The organism is Bacillus cereus group sp. MYBK15-3 (assembly GCF_051916765.1).
Taxonomy (GTDB): domain Bacteria; phylum Bacillota; class Bacilli; order Bacillales; family Bacillaceae_G; genus Bacillus_A; species Bacillus_A cereus.
This window is the reverse complement of the sequence record NZ_JBQAHG010000006.1, coordinates 240,039-259,861: the sequence shown is the minus strand read 5'-3', so window position 1 is coordinate 259,861 and position 19,823 is coordinate 240,039. Positions and strand designations below refer to the sequence as shown.

The window sequence follows — 19,823 nt, the reverse complement described above, 5'->3', positions numbered from 1 at the left end:
TTAATTTCCTCCTTATGTTTTCCCTTAATTTCCTTGTCTTAAATATACCATAATTTTATATTATAGTCAATAGATAAACAAAAAAGAAGCAGGTGACCAAACCCGCTCCTTCTACTAGAACCGCCGATACAATCATAACATAGTCCCTATATTTACGCTTCTTTTACAATTTTAAGTGCTTCTTCGTATGCTTCGTATCTCCCTTTAGAGTGACTAGCAGCTAGACTTGCTCCCGTCTTCAGAGAATCTTGTTCCGCATCTTTGCTCTTACCTGCAAGTTTTACTACCTGTACAATCACCTCATCTACAGGTAAATCCTCATAGAATTGAATCACTTTCTTATATGCAGAACACATACCATCCCAGTATTCGAACTTCTCTTTATCGCCTAGCTGTATGGATGTTACCGCCATATCAGATGCTTCACGCTTTTTCGTTTCTAACCCTACACTTACTCTACGTCCCTGTAATGTCTCGTTTAGCTCCTGCAGCTGTTTCCAATCCTCGGATGTCATTTCCTCCAATAAGGAAATTTCAATTGCTTCAGGCTCACCCTTATCGTGTTGTACCCAAGTACCCCACACCTCATCTAATACCCCAGTAAAAATTCCATAAACTGTTTTACCTGCATATTGTGATTTATACAATCTGCCTCGAATCATGCTAGTTCCCCCGTAATTTTTATTTATTTATTACTTAATAATCTACCAGTTTATTATATTTTAAGCATCGTTTTCTTCAAATACCTTAAGTACCTCCTTAAACGCTTCTAAAAGGAACTCAGTTCTTTGTTTTTCCTTATCCGTTTCATCCTTTACGTCACCCGCAGAATTGATAATATCGACAACATTTTCTTTTACATCCGCTAAGGTATATTTTCCGCTACCTACGTGCTGCAATACATAAAGGCATACAGTCCATGCCTCATGGTATTTTGATTCCTCAACAGAACCTTTATCTGCCTTATGTATCTTTTCTACTATTTCTTTCTCCAATTCCTTTAGCTTATTAAACACCGTTTCTTTTGAACTGTCTTGTACTCCTATATACCCAGACATGTGCAACCTCCTTATATTTAAAAAGTCATCAGGTACATACCTTCTCAACAACTAACAATAACTCTTTTCTACCAATAACCCTTTTAGCTTTTTGTTTAAATCACGGTACTCCAGAATAGAGTCCTCTTTCCCCTCATCTAACATTTGGTTTGTCTGTGTTACAATGCGACCCCTACGCTCATGTACCTCGACCGCTAAGGCATATAACTCAAAATCGATTTCTCCCACGTACAGGCAATTGTCGGACGTTTCAAGTAGTTTGGAATAATCATATCTCCCTTTAACGAACCCGTATTTCTTACCACACTTAAAGACTGTATACTCTTCCTCATCGTTTAACACATAATGCCCTACATAATAATTCGGGTCATCTTCTAATTTCTCGCTTTTCCAACCAACCAACGAACGAGTCTGTAACCTTGGCTGTAGACCGTATAACACCCCATGCAAGATAGCAATCACTTTTTCATTTGAAAGCTCTTCTTTCTTGTACTCATACATTCTATACGTAGGCTCTTTCCACGCGAAACTTACGTACAGGAACTCAGAAAACAACTTTAACCTAGTATACGTTCTTACATTCTCCGATAAGTGAAGTAAACATAAAGCAGGTTTACGAGTATATTTCCCATCCTCTACCTCCTCACTATTATCGACAATCGTTACTGGATAGTTTGCATACGGTGTATTTGTAATAATCATCCCGAACTTGTTGTCCATTGGATGGTTTTTATATTTCTCTACTTTTAAATTAAACGGTATCATATGTACCTCTCCCTTATTTTAAAATTAAAACTTCACGACCAATTGCTGCCTCGGCAGGACTTACACCTGCAGGTATTTGACTAACCGCATCCCCTATCATTTTGATTTCATTCCCTCGTTTTTTGAAACGATTCCCTATAGCGTCCTCAAGATAGTACATGTTTTGTCCTGTCACTGTTTTAATTTCCACAATAGTAGCCTGAACTTTCCCAGACTGTATGAACATGTTTTGTAACTCAGTAATTACTTCAAGTTTACCTGTGTGTACCGCAACCTCGTCAACATTCTCATCTTTCTTGTACCATCTGATATACTTTTTAGCTCTTTGCTTCCAAATATGTAACCACTTCCAAAGCTCATCCTGTTTACCTCTCATACGTAAACTATTAACCTCATGATATGCAAGGTATCTTCCGTGATGTCGTTCTGATTTTTCCTTACTTTCAACCTTACCTTCCACTAAATAATTTGTTAACTCTTCACCACGTTTCACACTCTCTAGTGCAAGACCTTCATCTACAACCTTAATCATATCTACAGCCATTTTATGTAACCCCTCCCGTTTCTTTATTTCCTTTTGTTTTCCTTTGTTACTTATACTATACCAGTTTATTATATTTTAGTCAATAATATAAAGAAAAAAGAGCCATAGGCTTTCATTAACCTATAACTCCGTTATGTACCAACATATTATTTATCTCCACAAATACTGCTTTTCTACCGCTAAAGAACGCTAACTCATCCTCGCTTAGAACATTAGCTACACTACGTTCCCAATCCCTAGATACATACAGCCACTTACTTGTTTGCTTTTGTAACTCTTTGATTCCTCTTTTCTCTAGTATTATAGAAATCTCAGAATACCCATCTAACCTCCCACGAAGCTTTCTCCCTTCTACTGTATCTCGATTGTCCCCAAGCTCAAGAACTCCTTTTTCTACTTCTGCCAACTCTGTACTCACTTTCTCTCTAAGTTGTCTCAACATTACACCCTCACCCTTCCTATATAACGCTCTACATACTTTCCCATAATTACCAAATTTCACCCTGCTTCTTTTTGGTTCTCTTCCTTTATTTCACGTATACACTCCAAGATTAAATGAAAATTATCCTCTTGATAGGTTGTATCATTGATTAAATCAACCAGTGTTTGTTTAAATCTCTTCTTCCTTTCCACATGTTTACGTTGATTTTCCTCTATATCTTTTTCGAACTGTTCCGGCTTTAACCCGTACTTACTGGAATGGTCTAATCGTTTGGGTCTATATTTCACAGCAAATCCCCCTGTCTGTTCTTTCTTTATACTATACCAGTTTATTATATTTTAGTCAATATTTCGGCAGTAAAAAAGGCGGCATATACACCCACCTCTTACTCTTTCTGTAACACCATTCCTTTTGCACCTTCTTCCTCTTTTGGCGCACTTGCAAGCTTAAACGCTACGGCTAAGGAAGAAAGCTCCCGTGGCGTGTATACCCTAGCGGCATGCTTTTCTTTAACCTGTCTCACATGCCCCTGTACCTGCGCAAGCTCATTTAAAATTCCCTCATGTTTTTTTGCTAACTCCCAGATAGGTTTTGTTAACTCAATGTAATCTTTCGCATGTCTCCTATGCTGTCTTACCGCATTTAAGTCTTTTCCTGCCTGTTCGAAGTCAACGTCCTTATCTAACTCTAATGAATGTAAAATATCCTCTTGCAACCTCTGTGTTGTCTCTAAATCTTCCACCGCTAACTCGTATTGTTTCGGTACGCTACCAAACAAAGACTGACACGCACTAAAGAGCCGTGGCAAACCACTCACTCCAGACTCATTCGTAAGTTTCACACCCATTGCAAATACCCTATCTTTATCTTCTTTCCTCTTAACTACCTTATCGAATAAATCTATAACCTCTTGCACATTTTTACGACCATCCTCGGTTAACTGCTCACTCTGCAATACACTCACTAGATTCTCTTTTGCATCAGTAAAACTAAACCCCACAGTTCTTCACCTCTTTATTACCTTCTTTATTTATGTTTATCTAACTCTGAATCCCCAGTGTCCTCTAAACCCTCACCGTCTTCTTCATCTTCGTCCAAGTCTTCATCATCATCTTCTTCATCGTCCCCATACCCCAATAGATTTTCAATAGCGAATTTTATATCCATTCCGATATCCCAAATGACAAAAGGCAACCAAAATATCATCACCATCGAAATAAGAACTCCGTATATTATTTTATAATCAAATGGGGTAGTCTCACTTACACCATCAGCCATTTCCTTAATAACTGTTTCGTTGTAAATAAGCACCACATTAATCCCTACCAATAGGTAAATACCTACCCACTTAATCATAATCAGTAACATATCTCCAGAAGTCATAACCTACACATCCTTTACACTCTCTACTATACAAGGATGTTACTTGAATTTCCTTATTCAGTTTATCAAAAAAGAGAGGTAAATTTACCCCTCATCCCTTAACTATTAACAACTGTTTTATCTTCTGCTGTAGTAATCCCTAGCTGCTCATATACCTTATTAATAAACATGGAACGACCTAAAGGGTGCATACTTGCAAATTTAACACCCATTTCCTTAGCAAGCTTCACAATCCCTTTTGTTCCGCTACCGTTACCACCATGCCCGATGAACTCTAACATTAGGATAGCCACATCTGCTTTTTCCAAGTTCTTACGTATAGTGATTTCACGCTCTTTTTTACCATGCAACCAAAGAAGTTTCCCGCCACGAGCTGTGACCTCTTCCTCCATTCTTGCACGACCAGGTTCAAAACCAACCATAAGGACTGTCTTACCTTTCAATGTTTGTTGGTATGACTTTTTCACCTTTTCCTTTGTCTTAGAAAATGTAACTGTGTTTGAGAAATCCATAACAAAATCAGAGTCATATCTCCAAACAACCCTTACGATATCAGGGTTGCTTTTAGAATACGCCACATCAACCGCATCCCCACTTGCAACCCCTAAGTTTTCTACATCTCCCTCAGGTAGTCGCAACGTTGCTGTTTTCCCATTAACCATGATTGGTTTTCTTGACATATCCATCTTTACACAAAGACAACCATCTTCAAAGTCTGTATCTACAAGAGCGTAAGGAATAACAACCCTGTCCTCGTTTGGTGGCATATTTCTTCTCTCCGCTACTTCGAATCTATGCTTCGGTTTTCCTTTACCTGTTAACCCATCATTAACGGCGTATAATAAATCCCCATGTTCAATCTCTAAATCCCTAACTATTTGCTCCGGAACAAAGCAATCCTTTCCTTGTAACTGCCCTCCACGTAACCTTCTTTCGAAAACATAAGCCTTCTTGACCTCTGAAACCTCTGTATTGTTTGTTGAACCATCTAATTCAGTGACCCTTTCAACCGTATTAGGACTACCTATATCCGGAAGCTCTATAACTTTTTTCATAACATCAAAATATTTCTGCAATTTACCCTCTGTATCCGAAATAGACTCAACCGTAAACCCTATACCACCTGTAAGTGTTTTTATATCTTCATGTAATTCTACTAAAAACTTATTCTTATCCATAGACCTCATCCTTTTTCTATATTAGTTGAATAAAACAAGATAAATAAAAATAAAACCAGTAGAACAATTACCTATTACGCTCTACTGGTTTTATTTTACACTTTATACGTGTTAAAAACACGTACACCCTTATCAAGCAATTACTTGCTAGTTATTTCCGCATTCTCATATTCCTCTAGCTTTTCAGAATAATAGGTAAACATCATAGCGTGTGAGTTAACATACATCTCATTAATTAGATTTCTCATAAACTGAACGCCTCTGTCATCCTCACTAACCCCGTTATCTAACCAATGCTCAATGTTCTTATTGCAAGCCTCGATAATCCCATCACGGCTGAAACATATCTTCAAATTCCTTACTATCCACTTTACTCCGTCTTTTGGCGGATTCTCATTATATATTTTTCTCATTACTTATCTCCTCTTTCCTACTATATATTTACGGTAATCTCTAAGCGTTTTATTTACCGATTCTGGCTTGTTTTTAATCTTATTGAATGTTTCCAGTACCTTTATATCAGGAATAGGCTCATCGCCTAAATCAGCAGCTACATCGTTGTTTAGTTCCCGAATAGCGACCTTTAACCTCTTGTTTTGTTTCTTTGTTACCCGACTATTCATACCTTTACCTCCAAACACATATGGTTGTGCACTGCTTTACGCCACACACTCACGAGCCAATATTTTGTCTACCTTTTCCCTACCTATACAATCCTCAGCAGGGTTTACTGCATCTACAAACCAATATAATGAGCGCAAATCCTCAACTAACGAACGCAATATGGATACTTTTTCACCTACTTCAACTGCTACATCCTCTTTACTCTTAAAACTATCAAGTGTTCGTGCAGCTCTTACATAAGCTTCTAACCTTTGTTTACGCCCCTTCGCATTAACCAGTTTTGAAAACTCACGGCGAACCACCTGCACTCTTGCTCTATCACCATTATCTAAATGGCGACTTGCCAACAACTTACTGATTACATCAAGCCCCTTATCCTTCTTTTCATCTATTACTCGAACTACTGTATCCTTCATAACCACTGCAACCCCTTCTTGTTCCCTTTTGTTACTTATACTATACCAATTTATTATATTTTAGTCAATAGATAGTCAGGAAAAAGCAGGGTAAACCTGCTAGTCAATAAAATCATAGTCATCTATTTCTTTCTCTACCCAACCTTTTTTAACTGCAGAAACCGCAGAATCTAACACCTTATGTAACTCCTCACCTATAATTGTACTGTTAGGCAGCAACACATTAATCCCTACTGCTTTTGCATATCTACCTCCGCCACCATAATCAACAAGAACCTCCATAGCGTAGAATTGTTGCAATTCTGATATAAGAGCATATAATAGATTTCTTTCATTTGCCACAATAAACGAGTTATTGATGGTTAACCATTGCTTGTCATCCTTACCTGATTGATAAGAAATCCCCAACAACTCTACCCTTCTACTTACATTTCTTTTATATACCTTCGCCTCAATACTGTTCATTTTCTTATACGTGCGCCCATTAATAAAGTCCCTTAAGTTAACCGCCTTCAACTTCCTTTCCACCTCTGAAAATGCCTTATCTTTGTAACTAGATAACAACTCATCTGTTAACCTCTGTTCAGCTACCCGCAACACATCAGACTTAAACTCCTCGTAACAAACATCCGTCACCTTCTTTGAAATATCCCCCGCTATACTACCAATAAACTCAGAAATAAAACAATCCTCAACTTGGAATACAAAATCCTTTCCAACCCTGACCGGAACTACCTCAATGTAATGTATATTACTGTCCCGAAAATACTTAACTTTACTATCTTCGTTTCTATGCGTCACAAATACTTCGAACACAAAAGGCTTCATATCTTCTTCAACCACATCCACAGCATTATAATCGCCTAAAACCCCTACATCAGCCACATAATCACCTACAGGGTACTCAACAATACTGATATCCCTAACCTTCTTGTAATGTGCTAACACATCTAAGACTGAAATTTTATAATCCTCTACCCCTAAGGAACAAAACACATTTTTAATTCTAGATGGAAAGTAATCTAACCCTATATCTAATTTTATATCTTCGCCCCTCTTAATAGCCCTCGATATGTAATGCTTTGCCTCAAAATGCAACAACGTCTCCTTTGTGACCGAACACTGACTATCAGGTTTATGACTAAAATGGTGTTCCCGCTTGCTCCCTTTTCGAAACACGACATCCTCACCGCAATGAGGACATGTATAAATCACACCACGCAATAACCTATCGTCTATAGAGACTATTGCGTCTCCTTGTAGTGCAAAATTCAACTTTACACCCACCTAATTACACTCCCCTTTCTTGTTTCTTTGTTTTATTCCCGCTACCTAATTCTTGTTCATTTCAAACAAAAAAGTGAGTATCTACATACTCACCTCACTGTTTTTACTGACTCTTTAACATGCATTTTCCGATGTAAAATGGTCAATAAACTGTCCATTTCTCGGCGGTATGACGGGAAACCGTACCAAAACTCCAACCTATTTTTAGCCTTCTTTGTAAGCTTATGATAGAACTTATTACCACGTACAGCGACAGACATATCTCCCTCAACCCAACCACCAGTATGTAGTGAATTTCCGGTATTTCGGTTTATGACATATGGCAGTTTTACGCCGTTCTCATCCTCTAACCAACACTTATAATCAGCACCCTCATTGCAAATTAGTTTGTAATTCTGTTTGTACATAAGCAGCAAAACTGACAACTGCGGTCTCGATATTCCTTTCATAGCAACCCCTCCTCCAATCCCTACTGTTTACTTACTTTCCCCTAACATCTTCGCATCTGCTTCCGGAATTACGAATAACTCGTAATTGTCTAATTCCTGTTCCGTTAATTCCCTGTTATACGCAACCGCTCCGAATTTTCCAAATGACTCATCTGTATCTACAAAATCTCTAGGCTGACAACCCGGACTGCACCCTCTTAGTGTATAACCATACCAATGTTTCTCCATAAACCATTACCCCCAATAATTATTTTAGTAACTCTTTACCCGCAGCAGTTAATCGAATTGCTCCATGTAAAAACCCTTGATAGTGATACTTTTCTACTAAACCTTTTTCAATAAGGCTACCTATTGTTCGTTGATTATACGCATCAGATGGGTGACGTAACACGTTTTCGCTAAACGGATTTACCAACGCCTGTAATACTTTTTCTTGTGCCTTTGATACTTTCATTTATAAAACCTCCCGTAATTTACATATCGCTTTATTACCTAAAGTATACCACAATATTATATTTTAGTCAATATTCTCTTATATAGAACTAATAAGAAAGCCCCCACATATCAATCTCCGCTTTTCCATCCTCTATCTGTCAATATCAAGGAATAGTTCGCATTAACATGTTTTATATCTCCGATTTGATACGGCTTTCCTGTACTTGGATTGATTTCCTTAACCTCCTCATAAACCCTGCACATACCCTCGTATCCAGTTACATACGTCTTCTTATTTCTTCCCCTACCGTACGGTTTTGTTTGAATAACGTAACCTACCTGTATCTCCATGTAGTCATGCTCATTTTTATATAAACGATAGAACCATGAAGTATCTTTACATCTAAATTTACGTATTCTCATGTTAAAAGAACTATGGTACTGAAACCCGAAACGTTTTAAGATTTCCTCAATCTTTTTTGTTGCTTCCAATACACCCTCTTCGTTATCCCTATGATAAAACTTCCCATTAAACTGTTTAAGGTAATTTAACATTTGCTCCCACGTAAAACTCATGATTCTATCTCCTCTCTATTCCGCTTTGTTACGCACTTGCCTTTTCCCAGTAACTGTACAGTGCTGAACCCCCGCAGTCCCACGTATCATAGAAATACCCATCTTCACAAGTCACAATATGTTTTGCTACCTGCAATACAAACGTACCTTCCTTGTTACTGCTTGCGAATGACTGTACTTTTGGTCGTTTTGTCCCCTTCTTATTTGAAATCTTATATTCAATGAAATTGTTTCGTTTTAAATACTCTCGCCACGCATCCTTATCGTTTGGCATTACCTTCAACTCAAAACCTATAGCATACAACTCATTGTATACCGTATCCCAGTCCTTACCCGTAGCCTTACAAAGCGCCCTAACTACACAGTCGCTTGTATCATTCTTTTTAGGATTTGGATTATAATATCTATTTCTTGTCTTTGCCATTACCTGTAGCCCCTCTCGAGTATCTATATTTATTAAACCATTAATTACCCTTCTTTGTTTCTTCAGCAATAAAGCGCTCCATTTCAGTAATTGCTTCCTTTTGAGAACTTTGCAACATACTAGAACAACGTCGCTTACCAATAACCGATAAGTACATACCTTTTGGGTCACCCTTCATTCCTCGAATGCTATGATAAATTGTGCTTTCACGTTGCTCTAACCGGAAAGAAAGTACACGGTCTCCTAGAGATGCTCGAATAACCACACAAACTTCATCCCCATACGCTTCTCTATCTTCTATTTCATGCCCTTGTTCTTTTACCCATTTACGTACTTTAGTGAATGTTTTTGCCATTTTCTTTCCCTCCGATTAGTTTATATAACACACTTTTTACTTCCATTTGTTACTTAACTTGTTACCTTTACTATACCATTTTATTATATTTTAGTCAATAGTAAAGCAATAGAGAAGCCGACCTCTTTACGAAATCAGCTTATATCTCTTTAACGTTTTCAATAACCCTTTCAGCCTTTTATCTCCTGCTTCGTTCCTCTCTCCGGTAACTTTAGTCACTTCATTACTCACATGGAACAAAACATGGAAACTCTTAGACTTATTTCCAGAAGTACCCGACAAACCCATCTCACTCCACGTTTTTACCCTTACGTATTTAGGGAACATACCCACAAATTGGTCAGCAGACCCCTCATCTTCAAAAAACCGAAAAGTGATGGAACAAGATTCGTACACCGCTTTACATATACTTTCTTCATCCTCTGGGACAACAGATGGAGGATAACTCCCAGACTCTATACTCTTATACGGTTTTTCCACAATAACCACCTTCTACTTGTAGTATTTATGGTATATATCATGGTCTTCTTTTGTTCCTCCTAAACCATCACCGTTAAAATCCTCTATATACGGGTTGTCGGGCGTTGTGTCCGTTTCTACACCATCCATGAAGACTGACACCACAGAAACTAAAAACCACCCTACAAGAGCCACAATAACCGCTATCCCGCCTAGACAACCCCATGTAGCTAAATCGCTAGGTGCATTGTACACTTTTCCGTTATTTACATACACTTCCTGTATCCGATTATCCTTACTTACTTTAATAAAAAGCGTAATATCGTTACCATTTTCCTTTGTATGTATCCTCTTAAACCCCGGCATATCTCGAAATGTAAACTCATCAAGCTCCTCTATTGTATCGAGCAACCCCTTTGTCTTATCCTCATCATATTTTGTGTACTGCAGCTTTTGCCTAAAGTCACTAAACCAAGCCGACATCGTAAACCCCCATTACTTCCCTAGTATTTTATACAGAAATAGCGGGAGTACCTAAACCCCCGCTAACTTACATACTCTCGTGTATAGCGATTTATGCCTTTCTTACAATTTCATTATATAAGAACTGTGCATATTGCTCACGTTTTACTACTGTGTTACCTGCGAACTCGTTATTTCCCATACCGTTTGAGATATTGTTACCTAGAAGGATTCGAGTGTAATCATATGCCCAATGTCCCTTAGGTACATCCGCAAAGTTTTCCATCCCTTTAGCCTCTAGTTTAAACGCCTTTTTAAGTACAGCAGATAGCTCGTAGCGTGTTAATCCATCGTTTGGACGGAAGTTACCAGAACCATCACCAACCATAATCCCTGCATGGTTTACATTCTTGATATCTTGCTCAAAGATATCGCCTTTAATATCCCCAAACTCTGTTCCACCTTGAACATCTGCTAGTTTCAGATGGCGGCTGATTAAAGAAGCTACCTGACCACGAGTCACGTTATCTCCAAAACCAAAGCGTCCGTCTCCGTAACCTTTAACCAACCCGTCTTTTGCTAATTGGTCGATTGCCTTTTTAGCCCAGCTATCTTTAGGAACATCTGTAAATGCTGAACCATCCACTTCCGGTTTAACTTCCGGCTTAACTTCTGGTTTAACTTCTACTGTTACTTTTCGTTTTGCTGTAACTTCATGCCCTTTTGAGTCAACAACCTTATACGTAACCTCGTACACTCCCGGTACGTTTACATCTACATTTCCGCTGTACGTTACTTTAGAAGTGATATCCCCATCTTCTTTATCGTTAGCAGTTACGCCATCCATCACCTTAAACTCAGAACCCTCAGTAATTGTAACTTCGCCCGGAACGTTCAGCACAGGTGCTTGGTCTTCTACCTGCTTCTTAGGTAACACCTTTAAGATTTTTTCCTCCACAGCCAGATTCCCATCACTATCTTTAACCGTAAACTGTAATTTGTAGTCGCCCTCTTGACTTAGTACGCTTAGCGGCTTCCATGTTTTTAAATCGAACACCTTAACCTTACCCGTAATGTCTCCATCCTCGTCATCAATGGCTTTAATGTAATCAGCAGGGTTAAATGTATCCCCTACATATGCCACCATATCTTCAGTCTTAAACGAAATGATAGGCTTTCCTGACTCCACAACATGCACTACAGCTTCACCTTTACCTACAAATCTAGCTAACCCATTATCGTCCGTCTTATCTAAATTAAACATCACACGATAATCCCCTACTTGATTCACATCTACAGAATTAACATCGTACTTCACATAGTAATCTAGATTTCTAATGCCTTCTGAAGTCTGTACCTGAGCTTTTAACCCTAAAATATCTACTAAGTTATGTACAAATCCTTGTGTTCCCTTTTTAACAGTATACTCAGGTTTATCAAATGTAATAGGTACATTGTATTGTGCTACTCCTTGTACATAAGCAGCCTCACCTACTTTTAATGTATCTACTGTTTGTGCTTGTGCTACTCCTGATACCATTGTAACCGCCATTACAGCAGTTGCGGCAACCCCAACCATCTTCTTATATTGTTTTTTCATTTGTAATTCCCTCTTCCTTTTATAGTTTTTGTTTTTATTGTTTTCAATATTTTTCTATACACATTATACAATATATTAGCCCCCAGACTTCCTTTATTTTAGTCCGTAAACACATATTCATGTACTTAGCTATTAAAACTAGGCTTATTTATATTACTAATCTTCTTATCCGCACATACTAGAAAACATGCAGCTAACTTGTTGTTAAGGTTAGTATATACCGCCTTTTGTTTTTCATGTTCATCATTGTTATCAAAAATAAATCTTTTACCTATATTCCTATTTTTAAAGGAAAACCCTAGAGTTTTCCTTCGTTTATCAAATCCACAACTTCATCTACTGTAAGCTCTGGATTCTCTAACAGAGCGTTTGTCAACCTGTACAAACCCATCCGACTCAAATCCTCCGGTGTATCCCTAAACGTACAGGTTACAAACACCCGATATTCCTTATCCTTGTACCATACATCCGCTACTTTTCCATACATAGAAACCCTACCAATCTCTCCTAAAGTTGTAGTTGTACTCAGCGTTTATCACGTTATGTTCTTCATAAAACCCGAATCGCTTATACCAAACCTTTAACCTCTCTACATCGCCGCCCAACTCACCTGTAACAAACGCCAGTAGTGGTTTCTTTCTAGAAGCAGCGAAATCAATAACTTTTTGTAACGCTTTGCTACCATGACCCCTGTTTTTATAACCGGGAGACACCTCAATCGCTGCCAAATACACGTATTCATCAAACTCCTCTACAGTCACTCTAACATGGCTATTATGTAGAGGTATCTCTAGCTTCCATAACGTATCTTCCAATCTCTGTTTTGTTTTCAAACTCTTACCGATTAGTCTATTCAGATTCCTTACCTCACCCCAGTTACCACTAACCGCAGCCTTATCTGCAGCTACTGCTAACTCCTTACTGTACTTAACAATAACTTCCTCAATATCTTTAATACTATCGGAAATATCCTGCTTACGCTCTTCGTCTTTTAACACCATCCTACCAACCCCCTTATAGTACCTTCCTTATTTTATCCCACCATTATATACTTTGGTCAATAGGGGAAATCCCCTAAGACCGCTACTTTCGACTACCTTTGACCTCTTTAACCAAAGTACGATAATGGAAACGCTGTATCTCGCCACCCGCAGGAATAGTATTCAACTGAACCTCTGCAATCTCCCCCACTACATAACCATCGATACCACCTTTTGCGTTAATATGTAAATGGGAAGCATCAACAATCTTTCCTGCTTTCTTTTCTACTCTACCAATTATCCCGTAATACCTCTGGATTATATCTAAACGAAACCAACGTTCCGCCTCTAGTTCTGTCTTAACTACAAATGAGACATCTGCCTTACTGATTTTTCCTTCACGCACTAATTTACTACGTTCACTGTCCGTCATAACGTCCTTCCCATATTTCTCCTGTATGTCTCTGTACCATCTCATATCGTGTTCGAAAACTCGGTCTAAGAAATCAACAATAACTCTTCGTCCTGACTCTATCCATCCCGCACGTTCAATAAAGTATTTTGCCTCGGGTAACTTATCTTCCCACTTCTGCTTGTGACGTAAGTTTAACCCTATCATATGATTTAAATGTGATACATCGTGCCAATCACCTTTTTTAGCTGCCTTCTCTAACGCCTTAGTCAACTTCTTACCTTTATTTAGAATATCGGTTTCGATTTCTTTTATATAACCCTCAAGACTTTTCTTATAATCCTCCGCACCTTGTAATGTATCTAATGGACTTTCTGTCATATTGACCGCTCCCTTTCCTGTTTTCGTTATATATCTTTTGTTGTTTTTAATATACCATATTATTATATTTTAGTCAATAGAAAGTAAAAAGAGGACTATCGCTAGTCCTCTACTACCCTACATCGAGTTAATACCGTTTGCTTTTCCTCACGATATTCAGTATGGTCTTTAACCGTTCCTTTTAGTTTGATTTTCTTGTCATCATCTGCATAGGCTTCTAGATTTTTCTGTGTTTTCCACATAAATATGTTACCCTTTTCATCCTGCATTTTATTAATATACGTGTAGCCATACATACCTTCAAGCTCAATAGAAACCATAACCGTTAGGTCTAATTCTAGTTTATCCCCAACTTCCCCCACGTACTGGCTTTGATACTCATTTGCAAGTCTGACCGATTTAATATAATCCTTTGTGAACTCAGGACTACACACATATACAGCACCATAATCCGTATAAGCAACTAACTCCTCCACGTTTAACTCAGCTGTTGGATACTTCTCTGGTTTATCTGTAAAGTAGTAACCCACCCCTGATATATGTTTAGCTCCTGCCTCTTTTAACTCTTTTCGTAGGGAGAATATATCCCCAAGTACCATGTGTATTGTCCCTTTGTGAAAACCTAAGTCCTCCATCTTCTGCTTATTTGTTTCTTTCGCCTTCTCCCGACGTTCTGCCAACCTTTTCTCTTCTCGTTTTTGTCTTCTAGCCTCTAGTTTAGCAGCATGCTCTGGTGTATATACTTTACGCTTCGCATTCATGCGCCCATCCCCGCCACACTGGTAACATACCCGTCCTGTAAGCTTCCATCTATCACTAAAACCTGCCCCACCACATCTGCTACAGTTTGTCTCCACTATTTGGTGTTTTGTCCCGTTTCTATCGATTCTTTCGGATAGTACAACATCTTTTCTCATATTCCCCATCCCCATTTCCTTTTTGTTGTTTTAAATATACCAGTTTATTATATTTTAGTCAATGTGTTTCCTTAATAAAAAGGTTAGGATTACCTAACCTTATCGGTTCTCTACATAACCCGCTATTGTTGTTAGCTCTATCTTCCGTTATCTATGGCTCTTTTTCCGTAATTCTCAATATTCTCTACATTCCAAGTATATGTATACACTTCGCTTGCCAAACGTTTTAACTGCGTAACCTGTTTGGGTGAAAGCTCACCATCATCGTTTAATCTTTTAACAAAACTATTTATATAACCCCAACCACTATGTCTTGCACTCTTGAATTTTTCAATATCAATTTCTTTAGTACACTGAACGAGTTCCTCAACTGAACCGAACATTTCATCCCACTTCTTACCGTTAAACTCATGCGGTCTTAACTCCGAAATAGTACCGTTCCAATTTTCACGACTCTCTCTTGAAATATATAACATTGCAATCCCTCCAGTGGTTTTCGTTTATCTTATATTAAGTATACCAAGAAATTATATTTTAGTCAATGGAATTATAAAAAGAAAAGGCTTCCGCAGCCTTATGCGCATTTAAGCGCAACCCTCTCATCAACCACCTCTACAGCAGCTCCATGCTCCTCGTAGTATAAAACTGCCCCGAGTGCATCTTCCATTACTGTAAAAGTTTCCTTTACCTCAGTCCCATCATTGACCGGTATAGAAAGTACCATATCCCTATCATTATGTATACATAAACGTAATCCACTTACACCCATTACCAACACCCCTATTTACTTGAATAGTTTATCCATATTGTCTTTAATAAAAGAATTTCCATCACTAGGTAAATCCGTAGACCCCTTCTCGTTATCTTCTTTTACACTCTCTTTTACCTTATCTACCTTAGTGTCTACACCGCTTTTTACATTTGTACCCGCATCTTTAATGTCTTTCCAATAAAACAGATACACTGCAAAAACGATAGGTATAATAACAACAACCGCTGCTGTTATCTGTAAAATACGCGAACCTACACCACGCTTTTTCGGTTTTTTATTCGCCTTTTCTTCCTTTTTAGCCGAAATGTTTAAGTCCCTAACCATCTCAGAACCTCCTACTCCTTTATACCCTTATAAAGAACTTTCCCACTCTGTTTACATTCCCATAAAAAATAGAGGGTACACACCCTCTATACGTAAACCATTTGGTATAAAACAAAAATAAGTCCCGAAATCCCAATACATGCAAACAATGAAGCTACCAAGCACACACCAACTAGCCTAGAGTCTGAGAATTTACATAACCCCATAACTATACGCACAACACCTGTATATTTGTAAGTATCCTTTATATACACAACCCATCGAAACGATATAAATAAAAATACAGACGACAATAAAAACCTAACTAGATAATCCACACAACCACCCCTAAACAAATAGATACCCAACAACCTCTACTGTTCTTTTTATTGCTACAACAAAAAGCAAGGATATACCCACTATCCCACAAACGTACTTTACCTTACGCTCTTTTGGTACAAGACTGTAAACTCTGCGAATCTCGAATCTCTTACAATCCTTTGCGTATTTATTTTGATACCAACCTAGCAAATAACGAGATATAACTATAGCCCCTATAAACTGAACAATAGCCAACAATGCTTCGACCACCCAATTCATTTACAACACCCCCAACATCTTCGCTACACATCTTCCTGCTTCACAGACAGACATGAGAATTAATACCATATACGGCAGCATTAACCCCGTTCCGTTTAACCTTTTATGGTCAAATTTGAAAAAGGAATACTTACCTTTCTCAGAAGCTTTCCACTCAATCCCTTTCATTAACCCAATACAAATAAGTAGCATAATCGTATCAGGAACTAACGACATCAAATCTACGTTTTGAAACAAACTAACCCCGTCCTTTACACTAACCTCTTAGAAATTCTCCGATTCAGCAAAAACCCAAGATTCGAATTTTTGCTCATCTTTAAACGTTTTTTCTATTCCAAGTCCTTTGTTCTCAACCTTTAAATCCCCGCTATCTAACTCTGAAAATACCCAACCATCATGAACCAAATTCTGTATAGTCATAGTAAACACTCGTGTATTTGTAACAAACGGTGCGATTTTCATCTCTGTAGGCGTCTCTTTTTCAACCTTATCTTCTAACGATTTAACAAGTGCCGCGAAACTGTAGTCTAATGGCTTAAGGAGTGTATTACCTTTTGTATCCACCACATAGTAATCACTCTTATCGTCTGCATATCGAGAATTCCCTTTAAACCCGTAATCTACAAATACCTTATAACGGTTTCCCACAACCTTTAAACACTTAAAGGAAATATCGCTATGTACCATGAACAACTTACCATCTCTGTACTCCAATGTTTCACTTGTAAATGGTTTAAATTTTTCTTCCTGACTGTAATTCATAATTACCCTCCTGCAAATTATACATTTCATAAAGAAAGGAGACATAAAGCCCCCTCTCAATTACATCAATTCTTTTAGTTTGTTTTCAGAGATAATTTGAATCTCAGACCCTTTTTCTTGCAGGTCTAATGCGTTCTTATGTTTAGAACTCATTTTACCACCTTCAAACTCCCCTGTCTCATCATTATAGCCACCTAAGACTAGATAAGACGTTTTTGCAGAGACAGAACCACTAACCTTACCGCCAAGGCTTTTAATACGCTTTGCGATATTGTCTCGAGACTCTGACAACTTACCTGTAATAACGAACGATAACCCATCTAATGAAGGTTCAACTTCGGATGGTTCTTCAATCGGCTCATCGACACAGTACCCTTCCCAAAGTAGGAACTGCATTGTTTCTCGTACATCCTCATTACCTACGAAATTGACGATTTCACCCGCCAGTACATGACTGATTCCATCCAGTTCAATCACTTCATCATGAAGCGTACCTGCTGCGTAGGCTCTCACGATATGTTCCCAACTGTGATACTTATCGGCAAGGATTTTAGAAACGTTTTTACCAATGTTTCGAACCCCTAAACTAGACATAACACGGGATAATGGCGTTCCTTTTGTTTGCTCAATCCCTTTTAGCATTTTCTCAACACTACCTTTACCCATGCCAGATAATCCCGCAATCTCTTCTGCATGGCTTTGTAACTTAAAGATGTCTGTAATTCCATTCACAAACCCTTTTTGGTATAACATGGTTACTGTTTTCTCACCTAAACCATCGATATCCATAGCAGGTCGAGACACGAAATACTGCAAGACACGTTCTACCTGTGCTTGGCAACTATTACTTACGCAGTACAGAGAAATAGACTCATCGCCATGCTTATCTTTACCAATAACACGCTCTACATGACCCCCACATACAGGGCATTCTGTAGGTTCTTGAATCTCTACCTCTTCCCCAGTTCGCAGCTCTTTAACCGCAGAAGTGACTTGTGGAATTACATCGTTAGCTCTAGCCACTACAACCGTATCCCCTACACGAATATCTCGTCTCTGGATGTTTGAAATGTTAGCAAGAGATGCTCGTCTAATCGTCGCCCCTGCAATCGTAACTGGCTCTAATACTGCGTTTGGTGTTAACTGCCCTGTTTTACCTACCGTCCAAACCGTATCTAGCATCTTCGTTGTTGCATCCATTGAATCGAACTTAAACGCAATCGCATATTTAGGGTGTTTGTTTGTAGAACCCGCACGGATATGTTCTTCCTTCTCGTTAACCGTAATAACCAATCCGTCGATTAAGTGGTCAATATGAGGACGTTTTTCCTCTGCGTACGTTAAGCAATATTCAATTAACTCTTCAATTTCATCGGACTGGAATAGTTTTGTTGTACTTACTGTAAAGCCCCACTTACGCAGCAGCTCCATGTCACCCATAGCCGTAGACGTTCCGTTTTCAACAATTTGATATGCTCGTAGCTGTACTCCACGCTCTAATGCTACCTTTGCCTCGAAGGAACGAATTGAACCACTAGCAAGGTTACGTGGAGAAGCGTACGGCTCTTTTCCTTCACGAATTAGCTCCGCATTGATACGTTCAAAGTCCTCAAACGGGATAATAGCCTCCGCACGAATCTCAACTAGACCTTTTGCATCAATAACCTTCGGTACACTTGGTAATACATGAATTGCATGCGTAACATCCTCACCTACTGTACCGTCACCACGAGTGACCCCTTGAAGGAGCAACCCATCTATGTATGTAAGCCCGATTGTTAATCCATCTTCCTTATCATCTGTTTTAAATGAGCAGTTCGGGAAACGATTTGTAAACGACACTAGACCCTCTCTATCGGTAGCTTTCTCTAAAGATAGCAGCTTATTACGATGCTTTACCTCCATTAAACCTTTACGCACAAACGTATAAATTCGTTGTGTAGGTGAATCTTCGCTTTTATACTCTGGATACTTTTGCTCTAAATCAACAAGTCGATTGTATAGCACATCATACTCCGTATCTGTAATGACAGGTCGCTCTGCAGCGTATAGCTTATCGTGGTGAATAATTTCACCCCGTAATTCATCGATTTTCTTTTTAATTTCTTGACTCATACTACATTCACCCTTCCGTATTTTCTATCTTTAGTATACCAGTTTATTATATTTTAGTCAATACATATCCGTCTTACTATTTTTAACTATATCAAAAGACTACCCAAGAATCTCGATTGTTTGT

The 19,823-nt window shown here is 38.4% G+C and carries 32 protein-coding genes; all 32 read right to left on the bottom strand.

Going from position 1 to position 19,823, the window contains the following annotated elements; all coding sequences use genetic code 11:
* Positions 1–152: 152 nt before the first annotated feature.
* Complete coding sequence (locus ACTFR8_RS23735; protein ID WP_440028376.1) at positions 153–662, bottom strand: hypothetical protein; 510 nt, start codon at positions 660–662, stop codon at positions 153–155.
* Between the two features lie 60 nt (positions 663–722).
* Complete coding sequence (locus tag ACTFR8_RS23730; RefSeq protein ID WP_440028373.1) at positions 723–1,058, bottom strand: hypothetical protein; 336 nt, start codon at positions 1,056–1,058, stop codon at positions 723–725.
* Positions 1,059–1,109: 51 nt separating this feature from the next.
* Positions 1,110–1,823, bottom strand: a complete 714-nt coding sequence (locus ACTFR8_RS23725; RefSeq protein ID WP_440028372.1) for a hypothetical protein — start codon at positions 1,821–1,823, stop codon at positions 1,110–1,112.
* Positions 1,824–1,836: 13 nt separating this feature from the next.
* Positions 1,837–2,367: a hypothetical protein gene (locus tag ACTFR8_RS23720; protein WP_440028370.1), complete on the bottom strand. Its 531-nt coding sequence runs from the start codon at positions 2,365–2,367 to the stop codon at positions 1,837–1,839.
* A 115-nt stretch (positions 2,368–2,482) separates the two neighbouring features.
* Positions 2,483–2,809 carry a hypothetical protein gene (locus tag ACTFR8_RS23715; protein ID WP_221660510.1) on the bottom strand — a complete coding sequence of 109 codons (327 nt, stop codon included), beginning with the start codon at positions 2,807–2,809 and terminating at the stop codon, positions 2,483–2,485.
* 56 nt (positions 2,810–2,865) lie between these two features.
* Positions 2,866–3,096 (bottom strand): hypothetical protein, encoded by a 231-nt coding sequence (locus tag ACTFR8_RS23710; RefSeq protein WP_440028367.1) that lies wholly within the window; start codon positions 3,094–3,096, stop codon positions 2,866–2,868.
* Between the two features lie 98 nt (positions 3,097–3,194).
* Positions 3,195–3,809, bottom strand: a complete 615-nt coding sequence (locus ACTFR8_RS23705; RefSeq protein WP_440028365.1) for a hypothetical protein — start codon at positions 3,807–3,809, stop codon at positions 3,195–3,197.
* Positions 3,810–3,835: 26 nt separating this feature from the next.
* Complete coding sequence (locus tag ACTFR8_RS23700; RefSeq protein WP_440028362.1) at positions 3,836–4,192, bottom strand: hypothetical protein; 357 nt, start codon at positions 4,190–4,192, stop codon at positions 3,836–3,838.
* A 98-nt stretch (positions 4,193–4,290) separates the two neighbouring features.
* Positions 4,291–5,370 (bottom strand): DUF2325 domain-containing protein, encoded by a 1,080-nt coding sequence (locus ACTFR8_RS23695; protein ID WP_221660506.1) that lies wholly within the window; start codon positions 5,368–5,370, stop codon positions 4,291–4,293.
* Positions 5,371–5,510: 140 nt separating this feature from the next.
* Complete coding sequence (locus ACTFR8_RS23690) at positions 5,511–5,783, bottom strand: hypothetical protein (RefSeq protein WP_440028360.1); 273 nt, start codon at positions 5,781–5,783, stop codon at positions 5,511–5,513.
* A gap of 3 nt (positions 5,784–5,786) precedes the next feature.
* A complete protein-coding gene (locus tag ACTFR8_RS23685) occupies positions 5,787–5,993 on the bottom strand; it encodes a hypothetical protein (RefSeq protein ID WP_221660504.1) in 207 nt (68 codons plus the stop codon).
* A 36-nt stretch (positions 5,994–6,029) separates the two neighbouring features.
* A complete protein-coding gene (locus ACTFR8_RS23680; RefSeq protein ID WP_221660503.1) occupies positions 6,030–6,410 on the bottom strand; it encodes a hypothetical protein in 381 nt (126 codons plus the stop codon).
* Positions 6,411–6,509: 99 nt separating this feature from the next.
* Positions 6,510–7,625 carry a competence protein CoiA family protein gene (locus tag ACTFR8_RS23675; RefSeq protein WP_440028357.1) on the bottom strand — a complete coding sequence of 372 codons (1,116 nt, stop codon included), beginning with the start codon at positions 7,623–7,625 and terminating at the stop codon, positions 6,510–6,512.
* Positions 7,626–7,786: 161 nt separating this feature from the next.
* Positions 7,787–8,146 (bottom strand): hypothetical protein, encoded by a 360-nt coding sequence (locus tag ACTFR8_RS23670; protein ID WP_221660501.1) that lies wholly within the window; start codon positions 8,144–8,146, stop codon positions 7,787–7,789.
* 27 nt (positions 8,147–8,173) lie between these two features.
* Entirely contained in the window at positions 8,174–8,374 is a 201-nt protein-coding gene (locus ACTFR8_RS23665) for a hypothetical protein (RefSeq protein ID WP_221660500.1), read from the bottom strand.
* A gap of 19 nt (positions 8,375–8,393) precedes the next feature.
* Positions 8,394–8,600, bottom strand: a complete 207-nt coding sequence (locus ACTFR8_RS23660) for a hypothetical protein (RefSeq protein WP_221660499.1) — start codon at positions 8,598–8,600, stop codon at positions 8,394–8,396.
* Positions 8,601–8,710: 110 nt separating this feature from the next.
* Positions 8,711–9,157 carry a hypothetical protein gene (locus ACTFR8_RS23655; protein ID WP_440028354.1) on the bottom strand — a complete coding sequence of 149 codons (447 nt, stop codon included), beginning with the start codon at positions 9,155–9,157 and terminating at the stop codon, positions 8,711–8,713.
* 28 nt (positions 9,158–9,185) lie between these two features.
* Complete coding sequence (locus tag ACTFR8_RS23650; RefSeq protein ID WP_221660497.1) at positions 9,186–9,581, bottom strand: hypothetical protein; 396 nt, start codon at positions 9,579–9,581, stop codon at positions 9,186–9,188.
* Positions 9,582–9,621: 40 nt separating this feature from the next.
* On the bottom strand, positions 9,622–9,936 hold the full coding sequence (locus ACTFR8_RS23645) for a hypothetical protein (protein ID WP_440028352.1): 315 nt from the start codon (positions 9,934–9,936) through the stop codon (positions 9,622–9,624).
* A gap of 126 nt (positions 9,937–10,062) precedes the next feature.
* Positions 10,063–10,416 (bottom strand): hypothetical protein, encoded by a 354-nt coding sequence (locus ACTFR8_RS23640; protein ID WP_440028349.1) that lies wholly within the window; start codon positions 10,414–10,416, stop codon positions 10,063–10,065.
* A 12-nt stretch (positions 10,417–10,428) separates the two neighbouring features.
* Positions 10,429–10,878, bottom strand: a complete 450-nt coding sequence (locus ACTFR8_RS23635; RefSeq protein WP_193635468.1) for a hypothetical protein — start codon at positions 10,876–10,878, stop codon at positions 10,429–10,431.
* Positions 10,879–10,969: 91 nt separating this feature from the next.
* Positions 10,970–12,457 (bottom strand): S-layer homology domain-containing protein, encoded by a 1,488-nt coding sequence (locus ACTFR8_RS23630; RefSeq protein WP_440028347.1) that lies wholly within the window; start codon positions 12,455–12,457, stop codon positions 10,970–10,972.
* 494 nt (positions 12,458–12,951) lie between these two features.
* Positions 12,952–13,458 carry a GNAT family N-acetyltransferase gene (locus ACTFR8_RS23625; protein WP_440028344.1) on the bottom strand — a complete coding sequence of 169 codons (507 nt, stop codon included), beginning with the start codon at positions 13,456–13,458 and terminating at the stop codon, positions 12,952–12,954.
* 82 nt (positions 13,459–13,540) lie between these two features.
* Entirely contained in the window at positions 13,541–14,230 is a 690-nt protein-coding gene (locus ACTFR8_RS23620; protein WP_440028341.1) for a hypothetical protein, read from the bottom strand.
* Between the two features lie 101 nt (positions 14,231–14,331).
* On the bottom strand, positions 14,332–15,147 hold the full coding sequence (locus tag ACTFR8_RS23615; protein ID WP_221660492.1) for a hypothetical protein: 816 nt from the start codon (positions 15,145–15,147) through the stop codon (positions 14,332–14,334).
* Between the two features lie 137 nt (positions 15,148–15,284).
* Positions 15,285–15,623 carry a hypothetical protein gene (locus ACTFR8_RS23610; protein ID WP_221660491.1) on the bottom strand — a complete coding sequence of 113 codons (339 nt, stop codon included), beginning with the start codon at positions 15,621–15,623 and terminating at the stop codon, positions 15,285–15,287.
* Positions 15,624–15,721: 98 nt separating this feature from the next.
* Positions 15,722–15,916, bottom strand: coding sequence for a hypothetical protein (locus tag ACTFR8_RS23605; protein ID WP_440028338.1), 195 nt, complete (start codon positions 15,914–15,916; stop codon positions 15,722–15,724).
* Positions 15,917–15,931: 15 nt separating this feature from the next.
* Complete coding sequence (locus ACTFR8_RS23600) at positions 15,932–16,243, bottom strand: hypothetical protein (RefSeq protein WP_221660489.1); 312 nt, start codon at positions 16,241–16,243, stop codon at positions 15,932–15,934.
* A 327-nt stretch (positions 16,244–16,570) separates the two neighbouring features.
* The gene (locus ACTFR8_RS23595) at positions 16,571–16,822 is read right to left on the bottom strand and encodes a hypothetical protein (protein ID WP_440028335.1); all 252 of its coding nucleotides are present in this window, start codon (positions 16,820–16,822) and stop codon (positions 16,571–16,573) included.
* Positions 16,823–17,059: a hypothetical protein gene (locus tag ACTFR8_RS23590; protein ID WP_440028333.1), complete on the bottom strand. Its 237-nt coding sequence runs from the start codon at positions 17,057–17,059 to the stop codon at positions 16,823–16,825.
* A 27-nt stretch (positions 17,060–17,086) separates the two neighbouring features.
* The gene (locus ACTFR8_RS23585) at positions 17,087–17,584 is read right to left on the bottom strand and encodes a hypothetical protein (RefSeq protein ID WP_440028331.1); all 498 of its coding nucleotides are present in this window, start codon (positions 17,582–17,584) and stop codon (positions 17,087–17,089) included.
* Between the two features lie 60 nt (positions 17,585–17,644).
* A complete protein-coding gene (gene ligA / locus ACTFR8_RS23580) occupies positions 17,645–19,699 on the bottom strand; it encodes an NAD-dependent DNA ligase LigA (RefSeq protein ID WP_440028329.1) in 2,055 nt (684 codons plus the stop codon).
* Between the last annotated feature and the right edge of the window lie 124 nt (positions 19,700–19,823).